Genomic DNA, 16,607 nt, shown 5'->3' with positions numbered 1-16,607 from the left:
CGGGTCCGGCGGGCGCGGCCCGGCGGAGGTGCGGGGCGGGGGTGCACGGCGGGCCGGTGACGCAGGCGCGGGGCCCTCGGGGTGCGGGCGCCGCCCGGTACCGGGCCGTCCGCGCCCAACGGCCGGGTGCGGCGGCCCCGCCGGCCCCGGCCCGCACCGCGGACGGACGGGCGGGCCGCAGGCGCGGGCCGCCGGTCCCGTGCCGTCAGTCGACGGGGTGCGGGTAGCGGAGCAGGACGCCGAGCCCGTCGTCCAGCGGCAGCTCCTCGCGGTCGACGACGACCAGTTCGGCGCCCGTGCCGACCACGGCGCGGATCAGGGCGGCCCCGGCCGGCTCCTCCCAGCAGGACTGGACGCCGGCCTCGTGCAGCTCCCCGGCGGTGAGGGCGACCTGGCGGGGCGCCATGCCGACCCAGAGCGTCCCGGGGAGGTCCGGCGGGTCGTTGACCAGCAGGGACTCCGCACGGCCGGCCCGCAGCGCGCCGACGGCGGCGGCGAGCCCCTCCTCGGCGCCGCGGCCGCGGGCCCGCTGGGACAGGAACCGGTCCACGCGGTCCCTGTCCCTCCCGGGCATGCGGCCCCGGAAGACGTAGCCGAGCTCCTCCTCCAGGAGGGCGCGGCCGGGGCCGGACCCCGCCCCCGCGTCCTGGAGGCCCACGACGCGGTCCCGCAGCCGCCGGGGCAGCTCGCGGACGAGGACGCCGCGCACCCACGGGTCGGCGGCGACGACCAGGGCCTCGGCGTCGCCGCGGTCGGCGAGGCCGGTCAGCTCCTCGGCGAGCCGGGCCGCGGCCTGGCGCCACTCCCCCGCCGGGATGCGCCGCCGGACGCGTCCGCCGCCCGCGGCCCGGGTGGCGGGCCACCGTCCGACCTGCACCTCGACGTCCAGGTCGTGCGGGGACTCCCGGGACGACGTCCCGGTGTCCGCCTCCCGTTCCGCGCGGCGCACGGCGACCGCCGCGTAGGGGATGTCGGGGGCGTGCTGGAGGGCCAGCGGCAGGGCGTCGGGCAGCATCGTGTACCGGGCGGTGTCGCGGGCCGGGGGCTCGGGCAGCTCCTCGGTGAGGGCCAGCCGGCCGTGCGCGGCGAAGACGGCCTGGCCGTGGCGACCGGACACGTCGCGGTCGGTGCCGACGACGTGGGCCAGCGCGCCCGTGGTGGCCATGTCGGCGCCCTGCGCGGCGAGGTCGTCCCGCAGGTGGCGCCACCGCAGGCCGATGGCCCGCTCGGGGTCCTCGATGTCCCGGGAGGTGTCCAGGTACGCGCACGCGAAGGGGCCCTGACGGGCGTACAGCGGGCTGAGGAACGTCAGTTTCACGGGTCGCCTCCTCGTCGGACCACCGGGACGGCCGCCCTCCCCGGGCGGGCGCCCCGTCCCCGTGTTCCGGCCGGGCGCGCCCGTCCGCTCCGCAGACCTCCTGACACGCTACCCGCGGCGGGGCCCTGCTCCACCGGGCCGAACGGCCCCGCCGCCCGGCCGGTGGGCCTGCGGGCCTGCGGGCTCACGGCGGCGGGCACCCGGCATTGCGGGCAGACCCCCGCGGACGGACCACTGCGGGCGGTCGGGCCCGGGTGCGGCGGGCCGATCGGCCCTATGGGCGTGCGCCGCGGCCGTCGAGCCTGGAGGTGCGGGCCGTGGGGACGGTCCGCGGGCGAGAGGAGGCGGTCGTGCCGGTGACACCCGGGCAGCCGGTTCCTCCCGGACGGGCCGCCCCCGCCGCGCGGGCGGTCCCGGAGCGGCACGCGGGTCGGGACACGCGTGCGGACCGGGACCCGCAGGCACCCGCGGACGGCGGGCGGCCGGCCCCGGGCGGCGGCCTGTGGCGGGCCGCCGCCCACGAGACGCACACGGCGGTGGTCTTCTTCGCCGCGGACCGCGCCTACAAGGTCAAGAAGCCGGTCGACCTGGGATTCCTGGACTTCACCACCCCCGCCGCGCGCCGCGCCGCCTGCGAGCGGGAGGTCGCCCTCAACCGCCGCTTCGCCCCCGACGTGTACCTGGGCCTCGGCGAGCTGTCACCGCCCGGCGGCGGCCCCCCGGAACCCCTGGTGGTCATGCGGCGGATGCCCGAGGACCGGCGGCTGGCACACCTGGTGCGGACGGCGGCGCCCGTCGACGACCACCTGCGCCGGGTCGCCCGGCTGCTGGCGCGCTGCCACGCGGACGCCCCGCGCGGCCCGGACGTCGACCGGGAGGGCACGGCCGGGGCGCTGCTGGGGCGCTGGGAGGCGAACCTCGCCCAGCTGGACGCCCTGGGACCGGAGCCGGGCCTGAAGGACACGGCTGCGGAGGCCGGGCGCCTGGTGCGGCGCTACCTGTCCGGGCGCGGCGCCCTGTTCGGGCGGCGGATCCGGGAGGGCCGGGTCGTCGACGGGCACGGCGACCTGCTGGCGCAGGACGTCTTCTGCCTCGACGACGGGCCGCGCGTCCTGGACTGCCTGGAGTTCGACGACCGGCTGCGGTACGTGGACGGCCTCGACGACGCCGCGTTCCTCGCCATGGACCTGGAGCGGCTGGGCGCCCCGGCCGCCGCGGCGTTCCTCCTGGAACGGTACGGCGAGTACTCCGGCGACCCGGCGCCGCCGTCGCTGTGGCACCACTACGTGGCGTACCGGGCGTTCGTCCGGTGCAAGGTGGCGCTGGTGCGGGCCGGGCAGGGCGACCCCGGGGGCGCCGCCGAGGCGTACGGGCTGGCCGGGGCCGGGCTGCGCCACCTGCGCACGTCGGCGGTCTCCCTGGTGCTGGTGGGGGGCCTGCCGGGCAGCGGCAAGTCCACCCTCTCGGGCGCGCTGGCCGACCGGCTGGGGCTGACCCTGCTGAGCAGCGACCGGCTGCGCAAGGAGCTGGCCGGCCTGCCGCCGGACCGGCCCGCGCCGGCGGCCTGGGGCGAGGGCCTGTACACCCCGGAGCGGACCCGGCTCACCTACGACGCCCTGCTGGAGCGGGCCGCCGCGCTGCTGGCGCAGGGCGAGTCGGTGGTGCTCGACGCCACCTGGACGTCCCGCGAGCGGCGGGAGGCGGCCGCGGAGACCGCCCGGCGGGCCTGCGCGGACCTGGCGGAGCTGCGCTGCGAGGTGCCGCGGGAGCTGGCGGAGGCGCGCCTGGGCGGGCGGCCGGCGGGGGCGTCGGACGCCGACGCGGCGGTGGCGGGGGAGCTGGCGGCGCGGGCCGACCCGTGGCCGCGGGCCTCGGCGGTGGACACCGGCGGGTCCCTGGACGCGGCGGTCTCCCGGGCCGTGGCGGTGGTGCGCCCGTACGGCACGGGGCAGGCCCCGCCGTTCCGGCGCCCCTTCATGGAGCCGGACTGACGCGGGGGCGCCACGCACGGGGCCGGGGTCCCGCGACCGGGGGAGGACGTGACGGGGGGACGACGTGACGGGGGGACGACGTGACGGGGACAGGCACGGGAGCGGCGACGCGCCCGGTCGGAGAGGAGCGGTCATGAAGGCGAGCATCGGGGACCGGCTGATCGTCGAGAGCGCCACGACGGGCGTCGCCCGCCGCGACGGCGAGATCGTCGGCGTGCACCACGCCGACGGCACCCCGCCGTACGACGTGCGGTGGTCCGACACCGGGCACGTGTCGATGGTCTTCCCCGGGCCGGACGCGCACGTCCACCACTATGCCGGGCACGGTGCCGGGCAGGGCCGCGGGCAGGAGGAGCGGACCGGGACGCCCGCCTGACGGGCCCGTGCGGCGGCCCCGGCGGGCCGCCGCACGGGCGTGGGCGGGACGGGCGTGGGCGGGACGGCGGGTTCCCGGCAGTGCGGGCGGGAGCCGGCGGCGCGGGGCGCGGGCCGGCCCTCAGCCGGCGGCGGGCCCGCCGGCCCGGGCGCGGATGCGCCGCCCGCTGAGCCGCTCCATGCCGATCCGGATCCACAGCGGCCGGTCCCCGCCCGCCCAGGGCGGTGAGGCGGCGAGCGCCGCGAGGCGGCGCTGTCCCGCCTGGTCGGTGACCTGCACGGCGTGCCCGGTGACGAGCACGCTCCAGCCCTCGCTCAGGGTCTCGTCGATGTGGTCGACCTCGAAGGAGACCGCCGCGCCGGCGCCCGCGGCCCGCGCCGTCTCCGTACCGGGTGCGGTGCGGAAGACGACGGCGTCCTCGTCGACCGCGTAGTTGACGGGGATCGCGGCGGGCCCCTGCTCCGTGGTGAGCACCACCCTGCCGACGCCGCGGGCGGCGAGGTGGGCGCGGCACTCCGCCGGCTCCAGGACCAGCAGTTCGGTGCCGGGCGCCGCCCAGCCCGCGCCGGGCGGTACCGCGGCCTGCTCGCCGCGGAGTTCGGCGGCGGTGGTGTCCAGGGCCCCGGCCAGCCGGAACATGCCCTCCCGGTTGGGCCCGACGGGCCGCTCCTCCAGGTACTCCAGGTAGCCGGGCGACATCCCGGCCCGGTGGGCGACCTCCTGGCGGCTGAGGCCGAGCTGCTCGCGGCGGCGGCGCAGCCGCCGGCCGAGCTCGGTGCTGTCGGACCGGCCTCCGGCGCCCGCTCCGGCGGGCGTGCTGTGCTCCGGCACGGATGCTCCCATGGACGTCAGGCCTTGTGGAGGTGGTGGACCGGGCGGGGCGCCGTGCTGTCGACGGTGCCGGCCTGGATGAGCCGGTGGCCCAGGTCGACCAGGGCGCGTCCGACGGCGAACTCGTCGCCGATCTCGGGCACCTGCGGGTCGCGCGGGCTGCGGCGGGCCTCGCCGTGGCCCTCCAGGACGTTGTCGCCGGTGTCGAGCACGACCCGTGCGGCGGTGGCGTCGCCCTCCTCGAAGAGGTGGAGGCGCACCTGCCAGGACTTGGTGTGTGCGGCCATGGCCTCGCTCCTTGCGGCTCCTCGCGGCTCACCGCGTCCGGGGCCGGCTGCCCGGACCCGCCCCGCGGCTCCTGGTCCTTCCCTCCCCTGCGGCTCCTCCCCCGGTGGTGCGGCCCCACTCCCCCGCACCGGGCCCACTCCCACTGTGCGGCGGGGGCCCGGGGCCTGCCAGGGACCTTCGGCCCATCCGGGTGCACCGTGCACGGAGTGATGCTCGAAGGTGCGGAGCGCCCCCGGTGGAGGGAGCTGTGATGCCGGCACTGCGCGTGCGACCGAACGTCACGGACTACGGGCAGGCGTGCCGCGACTTCTCCTGGCAGCGGGCGCGGTCCCTGCTGAGCGGCCTGCCGCACGGCCGCGGCCTGAACATCGCCCACGAGGCGGTGGACCGGCACGTCCTGGCCGGGCACGGCGACCGGACGGCGCTGCGCTGCGTGGCGGCCGACGGCTCCGCGGAGCCGGTGTCGTACGCGGAGCTGGCCGCGCGCACCGGCCGCTTCGCGAACGTGCTGCGCGGCCTGGGCGTGGGGCGCGGCGACCGGGTGGCGTCGCTCCTGGGGCGGTGCCCGGAGCTGTACGCGGCGGTGCTGGGGACGCTGAAGAACACGTCGGTGTTCTGCCCGCTCTTCCCCGCCTTCGGCCCGGCGCCGGTCGCGGAGCGGCTGCGCCTGGGCGGCGCCCGGGTGCTGGTGACCACCGAGGAGCTGTACCGGCGGAAGGTCGCCGGGGTGCGGGAGGGGCTGCCGGAGCTGGAGCACGTCCTGGTGGTGGGGCCGTACCGGGACCCGGTGCCGGGCGGGCGGTCCCTGGAGGAGCTGCTGGCCGCGGCGGAGGAGCGCTTCACCGTGCCGCCCACCGACCCGGGGGAGACGGCGCTGCTGCACTTCACCAGCGGCACCACGGGCACGCCCAAGGGGGCGCTGCACGTGCACGAGGCGGTGGTCGCCCACCACGCGACGGCGGCGACGGCGCTGGACCTGCACCCGCACGACGTGTTCTGGTGCACCGCCGACCCCGGCTGGGTCACCGGCATCTCGTACGGGGTGGTGGCGCCGCTCACCCACGGGGTGACGGTGGTCGTCGACGCGGGCGAGTACGACGCCCGCCGCTGGTACGGGATCCTCGCCGGGGAGCGGGTCACCGTCTGGTACACGGCGCCGACGGCGGTGCGGATGCTGATGCGGGCGAGCCCGCGCGGCGGGCCCGCGGAGCTGCCGCGCTCGTTCGACCTGTCGGCGCTGCGGCTGGTCGCGAGCGTCGGCGAGCCGCTCGGCCCGGAGGCGGTGCGGTGGGGGCAGGAGGTGCTGGGCCTGCCGGTGCGGGACAACTGGTGGCAGACCGAGACCGGCTGCATCATGATCGCCAACCTGGCCTCGGACGAGGTGCGGCCCGGGTCGATGGGCCGGCCGCTGCCGGGGGTGGAGGCGGGGCTGCTGGCGCGCGGCCCCGACGGGCGCGCCCTGGTGGAGGACGGCCGGGTGCGGCCGGTGGCGGGGCCGGACGAGGTGGGCGAGCTGGCGCTGCGCCCGGGGTGGCCGTCGATGTTCCGCGGCTACCTCCACGACGAGGAGCGGTACCGGGCGTGCTTCGCGGACGGCTGGTACCTCACCGGGGACCTGGCGCGGCGGGACCGCGACGGCTGGTACTGGTTCGTGGGCCGGGCCGACGACGTGATCAAGTCGGCGGGGCACCTGGTGGGGCCGTTCGAGGTGGAGGGCGTCCTGATGGAGCACCCGGCGGTGGCCGAGGCCGGGGTGGTCGGGCGGCCGGACCCGGTGGCGGGCGAGGTGGTCAAGGCGTTCGTCTCGCTGCGGCCCGGGCACCAGCCGGACGAGGCGACGGCCCGTTCGATCACGGCCTTCGCGCGGCGGCGGCTCGGCCCGGCGATCGCGCCCCGGGAGGTCGCCTTCGCGGCGGACCTGCCGCACACGCGCAGCGGCAAGGTGATGCGGCGGCTGCTGCGCGCCCGCGAGCTGGGGCTGCCGGAGGGGGACGTCTCGGCGCTGGAGACGCCGGCGGCGCCGGAGGCGCGGGGGGCGGAGGACGGGACGGGTGCGGGGAGCGCGGGAAGCGCGGGCGCTGCGGGGGGAGCGGTGCCTGCGGGGGACGCCGGGTCCGCACACCCGCCGTCCGGGGAGGCGGCGCCGTGAGCCCGCGCCGGGCGGCTGCGGCCGCCGCCGGGGTGCGGGGGGCCGCCGGGGTGCGGGACGAGGCCGTGCAGGTCCGGGAGCGGGCGGCGCGGGGGCGGACCGTGCAGCGGGAGCAGGCCGTACAGGAGCGGGCCGTACAGGAGCGGGCCGTACAGGAGCGGGCCGCCCCGGACGGGGGCGGCGGCCGGGCGGCGCACCGCCGGAACCTGCTGCGGCGGATGCTGCTGGTCCGGCGCTTCGAGGAGCGCTGCGTCGAGCTGTACAGCGCGGGCGAGGTCCGCGGCTTCGTCCACCTCTGCATCGGCGAGGAGGCCGTGCCGGTGGGCGTGCTGGAGGCCCTGACCGGCGACGACGCGGTGGTCTCCACCTACCGGGAGCACGGCCACGCCCTGGCCCGCGGCATCCCCGCCGAGTCCGTCATGGCCGAGATGCTGGGCCGGGTGACGGGCTGCAGCCGGGGACGCGGCGGCTCCATGCACCTGTTCGACGCCTCCCGGCGCTTCTACGGCGGCCACGCCATCGTGGCGGGCGGCCTTCCGGTGGCGGCGGGGCTGGCCCTGGCCGACCGGATGCGCGGGGACGAACGGGTGACGTGCTGCTTCTTCGGCGACGGCGCCATGGCCGAGGGCGCGTTCCACGAGACCGCGAACCTCGCCGCGCTGTGGGGCCTGCCGCTGGTGCTGGCCTGCGAGAACAACCTGTACGCGATGGGCACGCCGCTGGCCCGCGAGCACGCCGTCACCGACCTGGCGCTGCGGGCCGCCTCCTACGGCATGGCGGCGTGGCCGGTCGACGGCATGGACGTGCTGGCCGTGGAGAAGGCGGCGCGGCGCGCGGCGGGGGCCGTCCGGGCGGGCGGCGGGCCGCACTTCCTGGAGCTGCGGACCTACCGGTTCCGGGCGCACTCGATGTACGACCCCGACCGGTACCGGGAGCGGAGCGAGATCGAGCGGTGGAAGGCCCGGGACCCGCTGCGGGTCCTCGGCGACCGCATGCGGGCGGAGGACGGCTTCGGCGACGAGGGCCTGGACGCGCTGGAGCGGGACGTCGCCGCCGAGCTGGACCGGGCCGTGGAGCGGGCGCGGGCCGCCGGCGAGGAGCCGGTGGAGGACCTGCTGCGGTTCGTCACCGGCCCGCCCCGGGAGGGGCCGTGACCGCGGCCGCCCCGGACCGCACCGGCCCGCCGGCGCCCGCCCGGACGGTGGCGGGACGGCCGGGCGCGGGCGGGCCGGGCGAGGCGCCCGTGACGACGTACCGGGAGGCGCTGCGCGAGGGCCTGCGCGAGGCCCTGGCCGGGGACGAGCGGGTCTTCCTCATGGGCGAGGACGTGGGCCGCTACGGCGGCGCCTTCGGCGTGAGCCTCGGCCTGGTCGAGGAGTTCGGCCCGGAGCGGGTGCGGGACACGCCGCTGTCGGAGTCGGCGTTCGTCGGCGCCGGCATCGGCGCCGCCCTCGCCGGGATGCGGCCGGTCGTCGAGGTGATGACGGTCAACTTCAGCCTCCTCGCCCTGGACCAGGTCGTGAACAACGCGGCGGCGCTGCTCCACATGTCGGGCGGCCAGCTCGCCGTGCCGCTGGTGCTGCGGATGACGACGGGCGCCGGCCGGCAGCTCGCCGCGCAGCACTCGCACAGCCTGGAGGGCTGGTACGCGCACATCCCCGGCATCCGGGTGCTGGCCCCCGCCACCCTGGAGGACGCCCGGCACATGCTCGCCCCCGCCCTCGCCGACCCGGACCCGGTGGTCCTCTTCGAGCACGGCTCCCTCTACAACGCCTCCGGTCCGCTGGCGCCCGACGCCGGCCCGGTGGACCTGGACAGCGCGGCCGTGCGGCGCGCCGGGACCGACGTCACCCTTGTCACGTACGGCGGCTCGCTGGGCAAGGCGCTGGAGGCCGCCGATCGGCTCTCGGCCGACGACGGCATCGAGGCGGAGGTGGTCGACCTGCGCACGCTGCGGCCGCTGGACGACGCGACCGTCCTCGGCTCGGTGCGGCGCACCCACCGCGCCGTGGTCGTGGACGAGGGCTGGCGCACCGGCGGGCTCTCCGCCGAGGTCGCCGCCCGCATCGCCGAGCAGGCCTTCTACGACCTCGACGCGCGGGTGCGGCGGGTCTGCGGCGCGGAGGTGCCCGTCCCGTACGCGCGGCAGCTGGAGGAGGCGGCGCTCCCGCAGGCCGCCGGGATCGCGGCGGCGGCGCGCGAGGCGGTCGGGCGGGATGGGTGAGTTCCGGATGCCCGCGCTGGGCGCCGACATGACGGAGGGCACGGTCGCGGAGTGGCTGGTCGGGCCGGGCGACCGGGTGCGGCGCGGCGACCTCGTGGCGGTGGTGGACACCGCCAAGGCCGCGATCGAGGTGGAGTGCTTCGAGAGCGGGGTGGTGGAGCGGCTGCTGGTGCCGGCCGGGGAGGCGGTGGCGGTCGGCACGCCGCTGGCCGTGATCGGCGCGGGCCCGGGTGCGGGCGGCGCCGGAGGGACGGGTGCGGGCGGAGGGGCCGGCCGGGAGGCGGAGCGGGCCGGGGGCGGGAGGGCGGCCCCGGCGGGGCCGCTGGTGCGGCACCTCGCCGAGCAGGCGGGCCTGGACCTGGCGGAGGTCCGCGGATCGGGTCCGGGCGGGCGGGTCACCCGCGCCGACGTCGCGCACCTGACGGCACGCGGCCCGGGGACGGGCGGACCCGCCCCGGGCCGGGGGGCCGGCACCGCTCCCGGAGCGGCCGTACCGGCGCCCCCGCCGCGGGCCGCGCCGGAACCCCCGCTGGAACCCGCGCCCCCCGCGCCCCCGGCACCGGAGGGCCCGGCCCGCACCACCGTCCGGCCCGCCGCCGGGCCCCGCGCCGGAGCGCGGACCGGAGCCCGGGCTGCCGCACCCCGGACACCCCCGCCCCCGCCCCCGGCGGCAGGGGCACCGCCCGCCGCCGCCCGTGCCGCGGCCCCGGCCGGACCCGCCGCGCGCGTCCGCGTGACGCCGCTGGCGCGGCGCACGGCGGCGGAGCTGGGGGTGGACCCCGCGCGGCTCCGCGGCACGGGCGAGGACGGCGCCGTACGCGCCGCCGACGTGCGCCGCGCCGCCGCCCGGCAGGCACGCCCCGAGCGGCGCGCACCGGCCGGTCCGGGCGCACCCGGCGGGGCCGGAGCCGGACAGCTCCCGGCCGGGCGGGCCGGGGCAGGACGGCCCCGGCCGGAGGCCCCGGCCCGCAGGGCGCCCGCGGCGCAGGACGCGGCCGCCCGCGAGGAGGCGATGCGGCAGGCCGTCGGCGACCTGATGAGCCGGTCGAAGCGGGAGATCCCCCACTACTACCTCTCCACCACCGTCGACCTCGCCGCCGCGACGGCCTGGATGCGCCGCCGCAACCGCGAGCTGCCGGTCGGCGAGCGGCTGGTCCCCGCCGCCCTGCTGCTCAAGGCCGCCGCGCTCGCCGCCCGCGAGGTGCCGCGGCTCAACGGCTTCTGGACGGACGGGCGCTTCGTCCCCGCACCCGACGTCCACCTGGGCGTGGCGGTGGCGCTGCGCGGCGGCGGCCTGGTCGCCCCGGCGATCCACGGCGCCGCCGACATGACGGTCCCCCGGCTCATGGCGGCCCTGCGCGACCTGGCCGCCCGGACCCGCACCGGACGGCTGCGCCGCAGCGAGACCACGGACGCCACCCTCACCGTGACCAGCCTCGGCGACCAGGGCGTCGAGGCCGTCCTCGGCGTCATCCACCCGCCCCAGGTGGCCCTGGTGGGCTTCGGCCGGGTCGCGGAGCGGCCCTGGGCGGCCGACGGCATGCTCGGTGTCCGCCCGGTCGTCACGGCGACCCTCTCCGCCGACCACCGGGCGAGCGACGGGGCGACCGGGGCCCGCTACCTCACCGCACTCGACCGCCTGCTGCAGCGACCGGAGGAGTTGTAGACGTGACCCGCGACCAGGCCCTCGCCGCCGTCCGGGAGGCGCTCACCGAGATCGTCCCCGACGCCGACCTCGACACGATCGGACCCGACACCCCGCTGCGCGACGCGCTGGAGCTGGACTCGCTCGACTTCCTGAACCTCGTCGAGCGCCTCTCCGACCGCACCGGCTGCCGGATCGAGGAGGACGACTACCCGGAACTGGCCACCCTGTCCCGCGGCGCGGACCTGCTCGCCGCCCGCGCGGCCTGACGGCCGCGGGGACCGGGCGGCCCGACAGCAGGACGATGCGGCAGCAGGACGATGCGGCAGCAGGACGATCCGGCGGCCCCGCCGGGACGAGGAGGCGACGGTGTCCGAGGCACGCACCACCGACCTGTACGAGGTGACCATGGCCCACGCCTACCTGCGGGAGGGCATGACCGGGCGGGCGGTCTTCAGCCTCTTCGTCCGCGGCCTGCCGCCGCAGCGCGGCTTCCTGGTGGCCGCGGGCCTGCCCGGGGTGCTGGACTTCCTGGAGCGGATGCGGGTGGACGAGGAGGACGTGGTGGCGTTCGCGGCGCTGCTGGGCCGCCCGGCGGCCGACCTGGCCGGCCTGCTGGGGACGCGCTTCACCGGGGAGGTGCGGGCCCTGCCCGAGGGGCGGCTGGTGTTCGCGGGCGAGCCGCTGCTGGAGGTGACCGCGCCGCTGCCGGAGGCGCAGCTGGTGGAGACGTACCTGCTGAACCAGGTCAGCCACCAGACGGCCGTCGCCTCCAAGGCGGCGCGGTGCGTGCTCGCGGCGGCGGGCCGTCCGCTGGTGGACTTCTCGCTGCGCCGCACCCACGGGCCGCAGGCGGGCGACCAGGCGGCCCGGCTGGGCGCCCTGGTGGGCTTCGCCGGGACGAGCAACGTCGCCGCGGCCGCCGCGTACGGGCTGCGGGCCGTGGGGACGATGGCGCACTCGTTCGTGGAGGCGTTCCCCGACGAGGAGGCGGCGTTCCGGGCCTTCGCCCGCGCGCACCCCGGCCCGGTGACGTTCCTGGTCGACACGTACGACACCGAGGAGGGCACGGAGGCCGCCGCCCGGGTCCTGCGGGAGCTGGAGCGGCCGCCCGGGTGCGCGGTGCGGCTGGACAGCGGGGACCTGGCGGCGCTGGCGTTCCGCGCCCGCCGCATCCTGGACGCGGCGGGCCTGCGGGACGTCGGCATCACCGCCAGCGGCGGCCTGGACGAGCGGGAGGTGGACCGGCTGGTCCGCTCGGGCGCTCCGATCGACGTCTTCGCGGTCGGCACCCGGGTCGGGGTGTCGGCGGACGCGCCCTCCCTGGACAGCGCGTACAAGCTGGTCGCCCTGGAGGGCCGGGGGGTGATGAAGCTGTCCTCGGCGAAGGTGACCTCGCCCGGCGCCAAGCAGGTGTTCCGCCGCCCCGGCCGGCCCGACCTGGTGGCGCTGCGCGGCGAGCCGCCGCCCCCGGGCGGGGTGCCGCTGCTGGAGACGGTGATGGCCGGCGGGCGCCGCACCGCCCCGGACCCCTCGCTCCGGGAGTCCCGCGAGGCGTTCGAGGCCGACCTCGCCGCCCTGCCGCCGGACGCCCGGCGCATCGACGACCCGGTGCCGCCCGGCACGGAGGCCTCCCCGGCGCTGCTGGCCCTCACCGCCCGCACCCGCGACCGGATCACCGCCCGCATCCTGGGCGGCCTCCACCCGGCGTGACGGGCCGTCCGGCCCCGCCCGCGCGCGCCGTCGGGCCCTTCCGGGGGACACCCGGCGCGGGGGGTGCCGGCCGCGACGGTGAGGCACGCCAGGAGGAGCACGATGCCGCCCCGGGGCCCCTACTCCGGCGGGCGCCAGGAGGGGGCGCGCCCGCTGAGGGCGATCAGGCGGTCGAGCGGCGGGGCGTCCTGCGGGACGGGGACGGCCGGGCCGAAGACCCCCGCCCGGCCGGCCTCCCGCCCCGGCCCGGCGGACTGCGAGACGAACCACAGCGCCGCGTCCGGGGCCGGCCGGTCGCAGGCGAACGGCTGCCCGCTCGCGCGGGCGACGTCCCAGCCGTGGACGACGAGTTCGCCGAGCGCCACCCTGCCCGCGACCCCGCCGGGCAGGTCGACGCCGCCGACCCGGGTCGTCCCCTCCCAGGCCGCCGGGCTCCGCCACGCCTCGGCGAGGGCGGCGAGCCGCTCCCGGGTGCGGGTGCGCCAGTCGGGCCCCAGCCGGGCGGCGTCGCCCGTGCCCCCGCGGGCGGTGGCCTCCCCCCTGTCCTTGGCGGCCGCGGCGGTGAAGGCCAGGGCAAGCCCGCCGACGTGGTCCACCAGGTCGCCGAGGGTGTACTCCTCGCACGGTGTCGGCCGTGCGAGCTGTCCGTCGGCGACGCCGTCCAGCAGGTCCGCCATCCGGAGGGCCGCAGGCCCGAGGTCGGTCATCCCGGTCGTCTCCGTCATCCCGCCGTCCTTGAGGTGTGCCGGTGCGTGGTGCGGTCACCCGGGCAGACCGCGCGCACACCCGGAACTCATCGCCGGGCCGGCGCCTCGTCGCGGGGCCCGTACCCCGTCCGGCGGCCGAGGAGGCCGGCGCCGCCGTCGCACCGCGGACCCGTCCGCCCGCCCGGTCCGGTCACAGCGCGGCGAGGCCCTCGGCGGTCAGGACGGCGCCGACGACCGCCAGGACCAGCGCCGTGACGGCGGCGTTGTGGGTCTCCAGCCAGTCCTTCGCCCTGCCCAGCGGGCCGAGCACGCGGTCCCCGACGAGGGTGTGGAGCAGCAGGGGGAGGGCGACGGTGGCGGCGGCGACCGCGGTGAGGACGGCCAGGGCGGCGGCACTCCCCGCAGGGGTGAGGCCGGCCGAGCCGATCGTGAGCCCCCCTGCCGCCGCCAGGAGCAGGACCTTCGGGTGGGCCGCCGACAGCAGCAGCCCCAGCCGCAGGGCCCGGGCAGGGGTGGCGTCCGCGAGGGAGCGCATCCAGGCCGGCGTCTCCTTCCCGCCCCGGACGCGCCACTGCCGCGCACCGAGGACGACCAGGAGCAGGCCGAGGACCGTCCTGGTCCAGGCGGCCCAGGCGGGCTCCTCTCGTACAGCTCGACGACGGAGGCCAGGGCGGCGGCCACGCCCGCCGCCACGGCGATCCCGGCCGCCCGACCGGCCAGGAAGGCGGCGCCGGTCGCCCTCGGGCGGGGGGTGAACAGCAGGAGGATCGCCGGGACGACGGGGAACGGCGACAGGGCGATCGCCAGCGCGAGCGGCATCACCTCGCCGATCACCACGCCCACTGGTCAACCCCTGCATCCGCCGCCCGGCCGTTCCGCCGACGCTGACGCGGCAGCCCGGGCACCGCTCCCCGACGCACCCGCCCGGCCGACACCACCGCCCTTCCCGCCCGTGCCGCCGCCGGGCGCGGAGCCGTCCCGGCACCCCTCCTCCGGCAGGAACGGCGTCCCGGCGGGCCCGGACCGCTGCGCCGGCAGGAGGCTCCGGCCGCGTCGGGGCCGCGGCCCGCTCCCGGGCAGGCGCACGGGGCCGGTCGGGCCTCCGTCCCGCGCCGCCGCGGGCCGCCACGCGGCGGCGGGCGGGCCTGCGTCCCGCCGCCGCGTCGGGGCGGGCGGCAGGGCCCTCGAACGCGTGCACACCCGGGCGGGTGCGCAGCGGGTGCCCGGCCCTCGCCGTGCTCGTAGCGTCGTCTGAGGTGACGAGGAGGACGCGGATGAGGAGAACCCGGACGTGGCTGCTCCGCGCCGCCGCCGCGGCGTGCGCGGTGCTGCCGGCCGGTGCCGGGACCGCCGCGGCGGACGGCGGGGCCGCCGTGCCCTGGTACCGCCAGCAGCTGCGCAACGACTGCGAGGCCGCCGCCCTGCGGATGGTGCTGGCCGCGCGCGGGCACCACGTCGGCGACCGGGCGGTCCTGGCCCGCATCGGGGTGGACCGGGCGCACCCCCGGTTCGGGCGGTCCGGCCCGCTGTCCGGGGACCCGTTCCGCGCCTTCGTCGGCGACCCGGACGGCTCGGAGCTCGCGGGGACAGGCTTCGGCGTGTACGCCCCGCCCGTGGCGGCGGCGGCCCGCTCCTTCGGGCTCGACGTCGTCGCCGCCGGGCAGGGCGTCGGCCTCGGACGCCTCCGCGCCGAGGTCTCCCGCGGCCATCCGGCCGTGGTCTGGGTCGACTACCTCTGGCGCCGCGTGCGGACGCGCCCCTACACGGCGTACGACGGCCGCCGCGTGCCCTACGCGGGCCCGGCCGAGCACACCGTCGTGGTCACCGGCTTCTCCGGCGGGCGGGTGACCGTCAACGACCCGGCCCGCGGGCGCTACTCGGTGGGTGAGGCCGCCTTCGGCGCGGGCTACGCGACGTACGGAGACATGGCCGTGGTCGTCCGCTGACGCGCGGCAGGGCCCGCCGGGCCGGAGGCGGGGCCGGGCCGGAGGCGGGGCCGGGCCGGAGGCGGGGCCGGGCCGGGAAGCGCGGGGGCCGGTGGACCGGCCCTGGGGGATCCGCACCGCGAGTTTCCGCGACCCCGGCGGCCACATCCGGGAGATCGCGCAGTGGACCGGGGGTCGCTTCCGGACGCCGGGGCCGGGGCAGCCCCCCTCCCGGGAGGGACGGCACCGCGGAGTCCTCGGGAGGGCGCGGCGGGACGGCGGGCGGCCGCGGGGGGACCGGGGGCTGTTCGGCCCTGCCCCGCCGGCCCGCGCGGATCCATGCTGGACGTACGGCGGGACCCGCGGCCACGGAGCGTCCGGGCTCGCGCGGAGGCGCACACGGACGCCGCGGGGGCCCGGGAGGACCGGGCGGCGGGAGCACGCCGCACCGGCGCCCCGCCGGCACGTGTCCCGGGACCACGGGCAGGGGCGACGCGGTCCTCACCCCGAGGAGCAACGCCATGGGTGTCCTGATCTTCCTTCTCGTCGTCGTGGTCCTGCTGGTCCTGGTGTTCCTGGCCATGGCTGTGAGGATCGTCAAGCAGTACGAGCGGGGCGTGCTGTTCCGGTTCGGCCGGCTGGCCGGGGAGCGCGCCCCGGGGCTGCGGATCATCATCCCGTTCGTCGACGTCCTGCACCGGGTGTCGCTGCGGATCGTCACGATGCCGATCCAGTCCCAGGGCATCATCACGCGGGACAACGTGAGCGTGGACGTCTCCGCGGTCGCCTACTTCCGGGTGGCGGACGCCGTGAAGTCGGTCGTCGCGATCGACAACGTGAACGCGGCCATCAACCAGATCGCCCAGACCACCCTGCGCAAGGTCGTCGGCCGGCACACGCTCGACGAGACCCTGTCCGCCACGGACCGCATCAACCTGGACATCCGCGGGATCCTCGACGTGACGACCGCCGAGTGGGGCGTCGAGGTCACCCTGGTCGAGCTCAAGGACATCCAGCTGCCCGACAGCATGAAGCGCGCGATGGCGCGCCAGGCCGAGGCCGAGCGGGAGAAGCGGGCCAAGATCATCAACGCTCAGGGCGAGTCCCTGGCCGCCGCGGCGCTGGGCGACGCGTCGGACACGATGATGGCCCACCCCCTCGCGCTCCAGCTCCGCAACCTGCAGAGCCTGGTGGAGATCGCCGTGGACAAGAACAGCACCGTCGTCTTCCCCGCCCCGCTGATGAGCACCATCGGCGAGCTGGGCTCCTTCCTGGCCCGGGAGGCGGCGGCGGCCTCGGCCCGGCGGGACACCGGCGCCGCGGCCGTCCCCGGCCCGGTGCCGAACGGGGTCGGGGAGCCCGTCTGACCGCAGCCGCGCCGGCCGCGGCCGACCGGCGGCGCACCGCGCGCCCGGCGCGGCGGGGGGACCGGTGCGGTGC

The 16,607-nt window shown here is 78.9% G+C and carries 14 protein-coding genes and 1 pseudogene; 10 read left to right on the top strand and 5 right to left on the bottom strand.

Translation table 11 applies throughout. From position 1 onward, the window contains the following. Positions 1 to 205 precede the first annotated feature (205 nt). Positions 206 to 1,318: a hypothetical protein gene (locus tag ACFY07_RS12460; protein ID WP_390868615.1), complete on the bottom strand. Its 1,113-nt coding sequence runs from the start codon at positions 1,316 to 1,318 to the stop codon at positions 206 to 208. Positions 1,319 to 1,818: 500 nt separating this feature from the next. On the opposite strand from ACFY07_RS12460, the gene ACFY07_RS12455 reads away from it, so the two are divergent. Both ACFY07_RS12455 and ACFY07_RS12450 read left to right on the top strand, forming a co-directional pair. Further along, entirely contained in the window at positions 1,819 to 3,309 is a 1,491-nt protein-coding gene (locus ACFY07_RS12455) for an AAA family ATPase (protein WP_390868729.1), read from the top strand. Between the two features lie 133 nt (positions 3,310 to 3,442). Next, the gene (locus tag ACFY07_RS12450; RefSeq protein ID WP_390868614.1) at positions 3,443 to 3,685 is read left to right on the top strand and encodes a DUF1918 domain-containing protein; all 243 of its coding nucleotides are present in this window, start codon (positions 3,443 to 3,445) and stop codon (positions 3,683 to 3,685) included. Positions 3,686 to 3,805: 120 nt separating this feature from the next. On the opposite strand, the gene ACFY07_RS12445 is transcribed toward ACFY07_RS12450, so the two are convergent. Together ACFY07_RS12445 and ACFY07_RS12440 are read right to left on the bottom strand one after the other, a co-directional pair. Further along, positions 3,806 to 4,528 (bottom strand): pyridoxamine 5'-phosphate oxidase family protein, encoded by a 723-nt coding sequence (locus ACFY07_RS12445; RefSeq protein ID WP_390868613.1) that lies wholly within the window; start codon positions 4,526 to 4,528, stop codon positions 3,806 to 3,808. Between the two features lie 5 nt (positions 4,529 to 4,533). Then, positions 4,534 to 4,803, bottom strand: a complete 270-nt coding sequence (locus ACFY07_RS12440; RefSeq protein WP_390868612.1) for a dsRBD fold-containing protein — start codon at positions 4,801 to 4,803, stop codon at positions 4,534 to 4,536. A 251-nt stretch (positions 4,804 to 5,054) separates the two neighbouring features. Between ACFY07_RS12440 and acsA the strand changes: the two genes are divergently transcribed. The 6 genes from acsA (at position 5,055) to ACFY07_RS12410 (ending at position 12,535) form a co-directional block, all read left to right on the top strand. Further along, complete coding sequence (acsA, locus tag ACFY07_RS12435) at positions 5,055 to 6,953, top strand: acetate--CoA ligase (protein WP_390868611.1); 1,899 nt, start codon at positions 5,055 to 5,057, stop codon at positions 6,951 to 6,953. Then, a complete protein-coding gene (pdhA, locus tag ACFY07_RS12430) occupies positions 6,950 to 8,107 on the top strand; it encodes a pyruvate dehydrogenase (acetyl-transferring) E1 component subunit alpha (RefSeq protein WP_390868610.1) in 1,158 nt (385 codons plus the stop codon). Before acsA ends, pdhA begins: the two co-directional genes overlap by 4 nt. Before the next feature lie 47 nt (positions 8,108 to 8,154). Further along, complete coding sequence (locus ACFY07_RS12425) at positions 8,155 to 9,177, top strand: alpha-ketoacid dehydrogenase subunit beta (RefSeq protein ID WP_390868728.1); 1,023 nt, start codon at positions 8,155 to 8,157, stop codon at positions 9,175 to 9,177. Then, entirely contained in the window at positions 9,170 to 10,843 is a 1,674-nt protein-coding gene (locus ACFY07_RS12420) for a dihydrolipoamide acetyltransferase family protein (protein WP_390868609.1), read from the top strand. The genes ACFY07_RS12425 and ACFY07_RS12420 overlap by 8 nt, the downstream gene beginning before the upstream one ends. 2 nt (positions 10,844 to 10,845) lie before the next feature. Then, positions 10,846 to 11,091 carry an acyl carrier protein gene (locus tag ACFY07_RS12415; RefSeq protein ID WP_230654235.1) on the top strand — a complete coding sequence of 82 codons (246 nt, stop codon included), beginning with the start codon at positions 10,846 to 10,848 and terminating at the stop codon, positions 11,089 to 11,091. Between the two features lie 100 nt (positions 11,092 to 11,191). Beyond that, positions 11,192 to 12,535, top strand: a complete 1,344-nt coding sequence (locus ACFY07_RS12410; RefSeq protein WP_390868608.1) for a nicotinate phosphoribosyltransferase — start codon at positions 11,192 to 11,194, stop codon at positions 12,533 to 12,535. 119 nt (positions 12,536 to 12,654) lie between these two features. Here ACFY07_RS12410 and ACFY07_RS12405 read toward each other — a convergent pair whose 3' ends face one another. Then, positions 12,655 to 13,260 carry a TIGR03086 family metal-binding protein gene (locus tag ACFY07_RS12405; RefSeq protein WP_390868607.1) on the bottom strand — a complete coding sequence of 202 codons (606 nt, stop codon included), beginning with the start codon at positions 13,258 to 13,260 and terminating at the stop codon, positions 12,655 to 12,657. Between the two features lie 172 nt (positions 13,261 to 13,432). Next, a pseudogene (locus tag ACFY07_RS12400) lies at positions 13,433 to 14,061 on the bottom strand (GAP family protein). Positions 14,062 to 14,516: 455 nt separating this feature from the next. Here ACFY07_RS12400 and ACFY07_RS12395 point away from each other — a divergent pair. Continuing rightward, on the top strand, positions 14,517 to 15,188 hold the full coding sequence (locus ACFY07_RS12395; protein ID WP_390868606.1) for a C39 family peptidase: 672 nt from the start codon (positions 14,517 to 14,519) through the stop codon (positions 15,186 to 15,188). A 500-nt stretch (positions 15,189 to 15,688) separates the two neighbouring features. After that, positions 15,689 to 16,534 carry a slipin family protein gene (locus tag ACFY07_RS12390; protein WP_390868605.1) on the top strand — a complete coding sequence of 282 codons (846 nt, stop codon included), beginning with the start codon at positions 15,689 to 15,691 and terminating at the stop codon, positions 16,532 to 16,534. Positions 16,535 to 16,607: the final 73 nt, after the last annotated feature.

The organism is Streptomyces sp. NPDC001380 (assembly GCF_042895785.1).
Taxonomy (GTDB): Bacteria; Actinomycetota; Actinomycetes; order Streptomycetales; family Streptomycetaceae; genus Peterkaempfera.
Note: the sequence above shows the minus strand (reverse complement) of the source record. Positions and strands in the feature narration are given on the sequence as shown.

Bases quoted from the DNA above. Each gene is read 5' to 3' on its own strand.
- ACFY07_RS12450 (WP_390868614.1), top strand. From the start codon at position 3,443: ATGAAGGCGAGCATCGGGGACCGGCTGATCGTCGAGAGCGCCACGACG.
- ACFY07_RS12445 (WP_390868613.1), bottom strand. From the start codon at position 4,528: ATGGGAGCATCCGTGCCGGAGCACAGCACGCCCGCCGGAGCGGGCGCC.
- ACFY07_RS12440 (WP_390868612.1), bottom strand. From the start codon at position 4,803: ATGGCCGCACACACCAAGTCCTGGCAGGTGCGCCTCCACCTCTTCGAG.
- acsA (WP_390868611.1), top strand. From the start codon at position 5,055: ATGCCGGCACTGCGCGTGCGACCGAACGTCACGGACTACGGGCAGGCG.
- ACFY07_RS12420 (WP_390868609.1), top strand. From the start codon at position 9,170: ATGGGTGAGTTCCGGATGCCCGCGCTGGGCGCCGACATGACGGAGGGC.
- ACFY07_RS12405 (WP_390868607.1), bottom strand. From the start codon at position 13,260: ATGACGGAGACGACCGGGATGACCGACCTCGGGCCTGCGGCCCTCCGG.
- ACFY07_RS12395 (WP_390868606.1), top strand. From the start codon at position 14,517: ATGAGGAGAACCCGGACGTGGCTGCTCCGCGCCGCCGCCGCGGCGTGC.
- ACFY07_RS12390 (WP_390868605.1), top strand. From the start codon at position 15,689: ATGGGTGTCCTGATCTTCCTTCTCGTCGTCGTGGTCCTGCTGGTCCTG.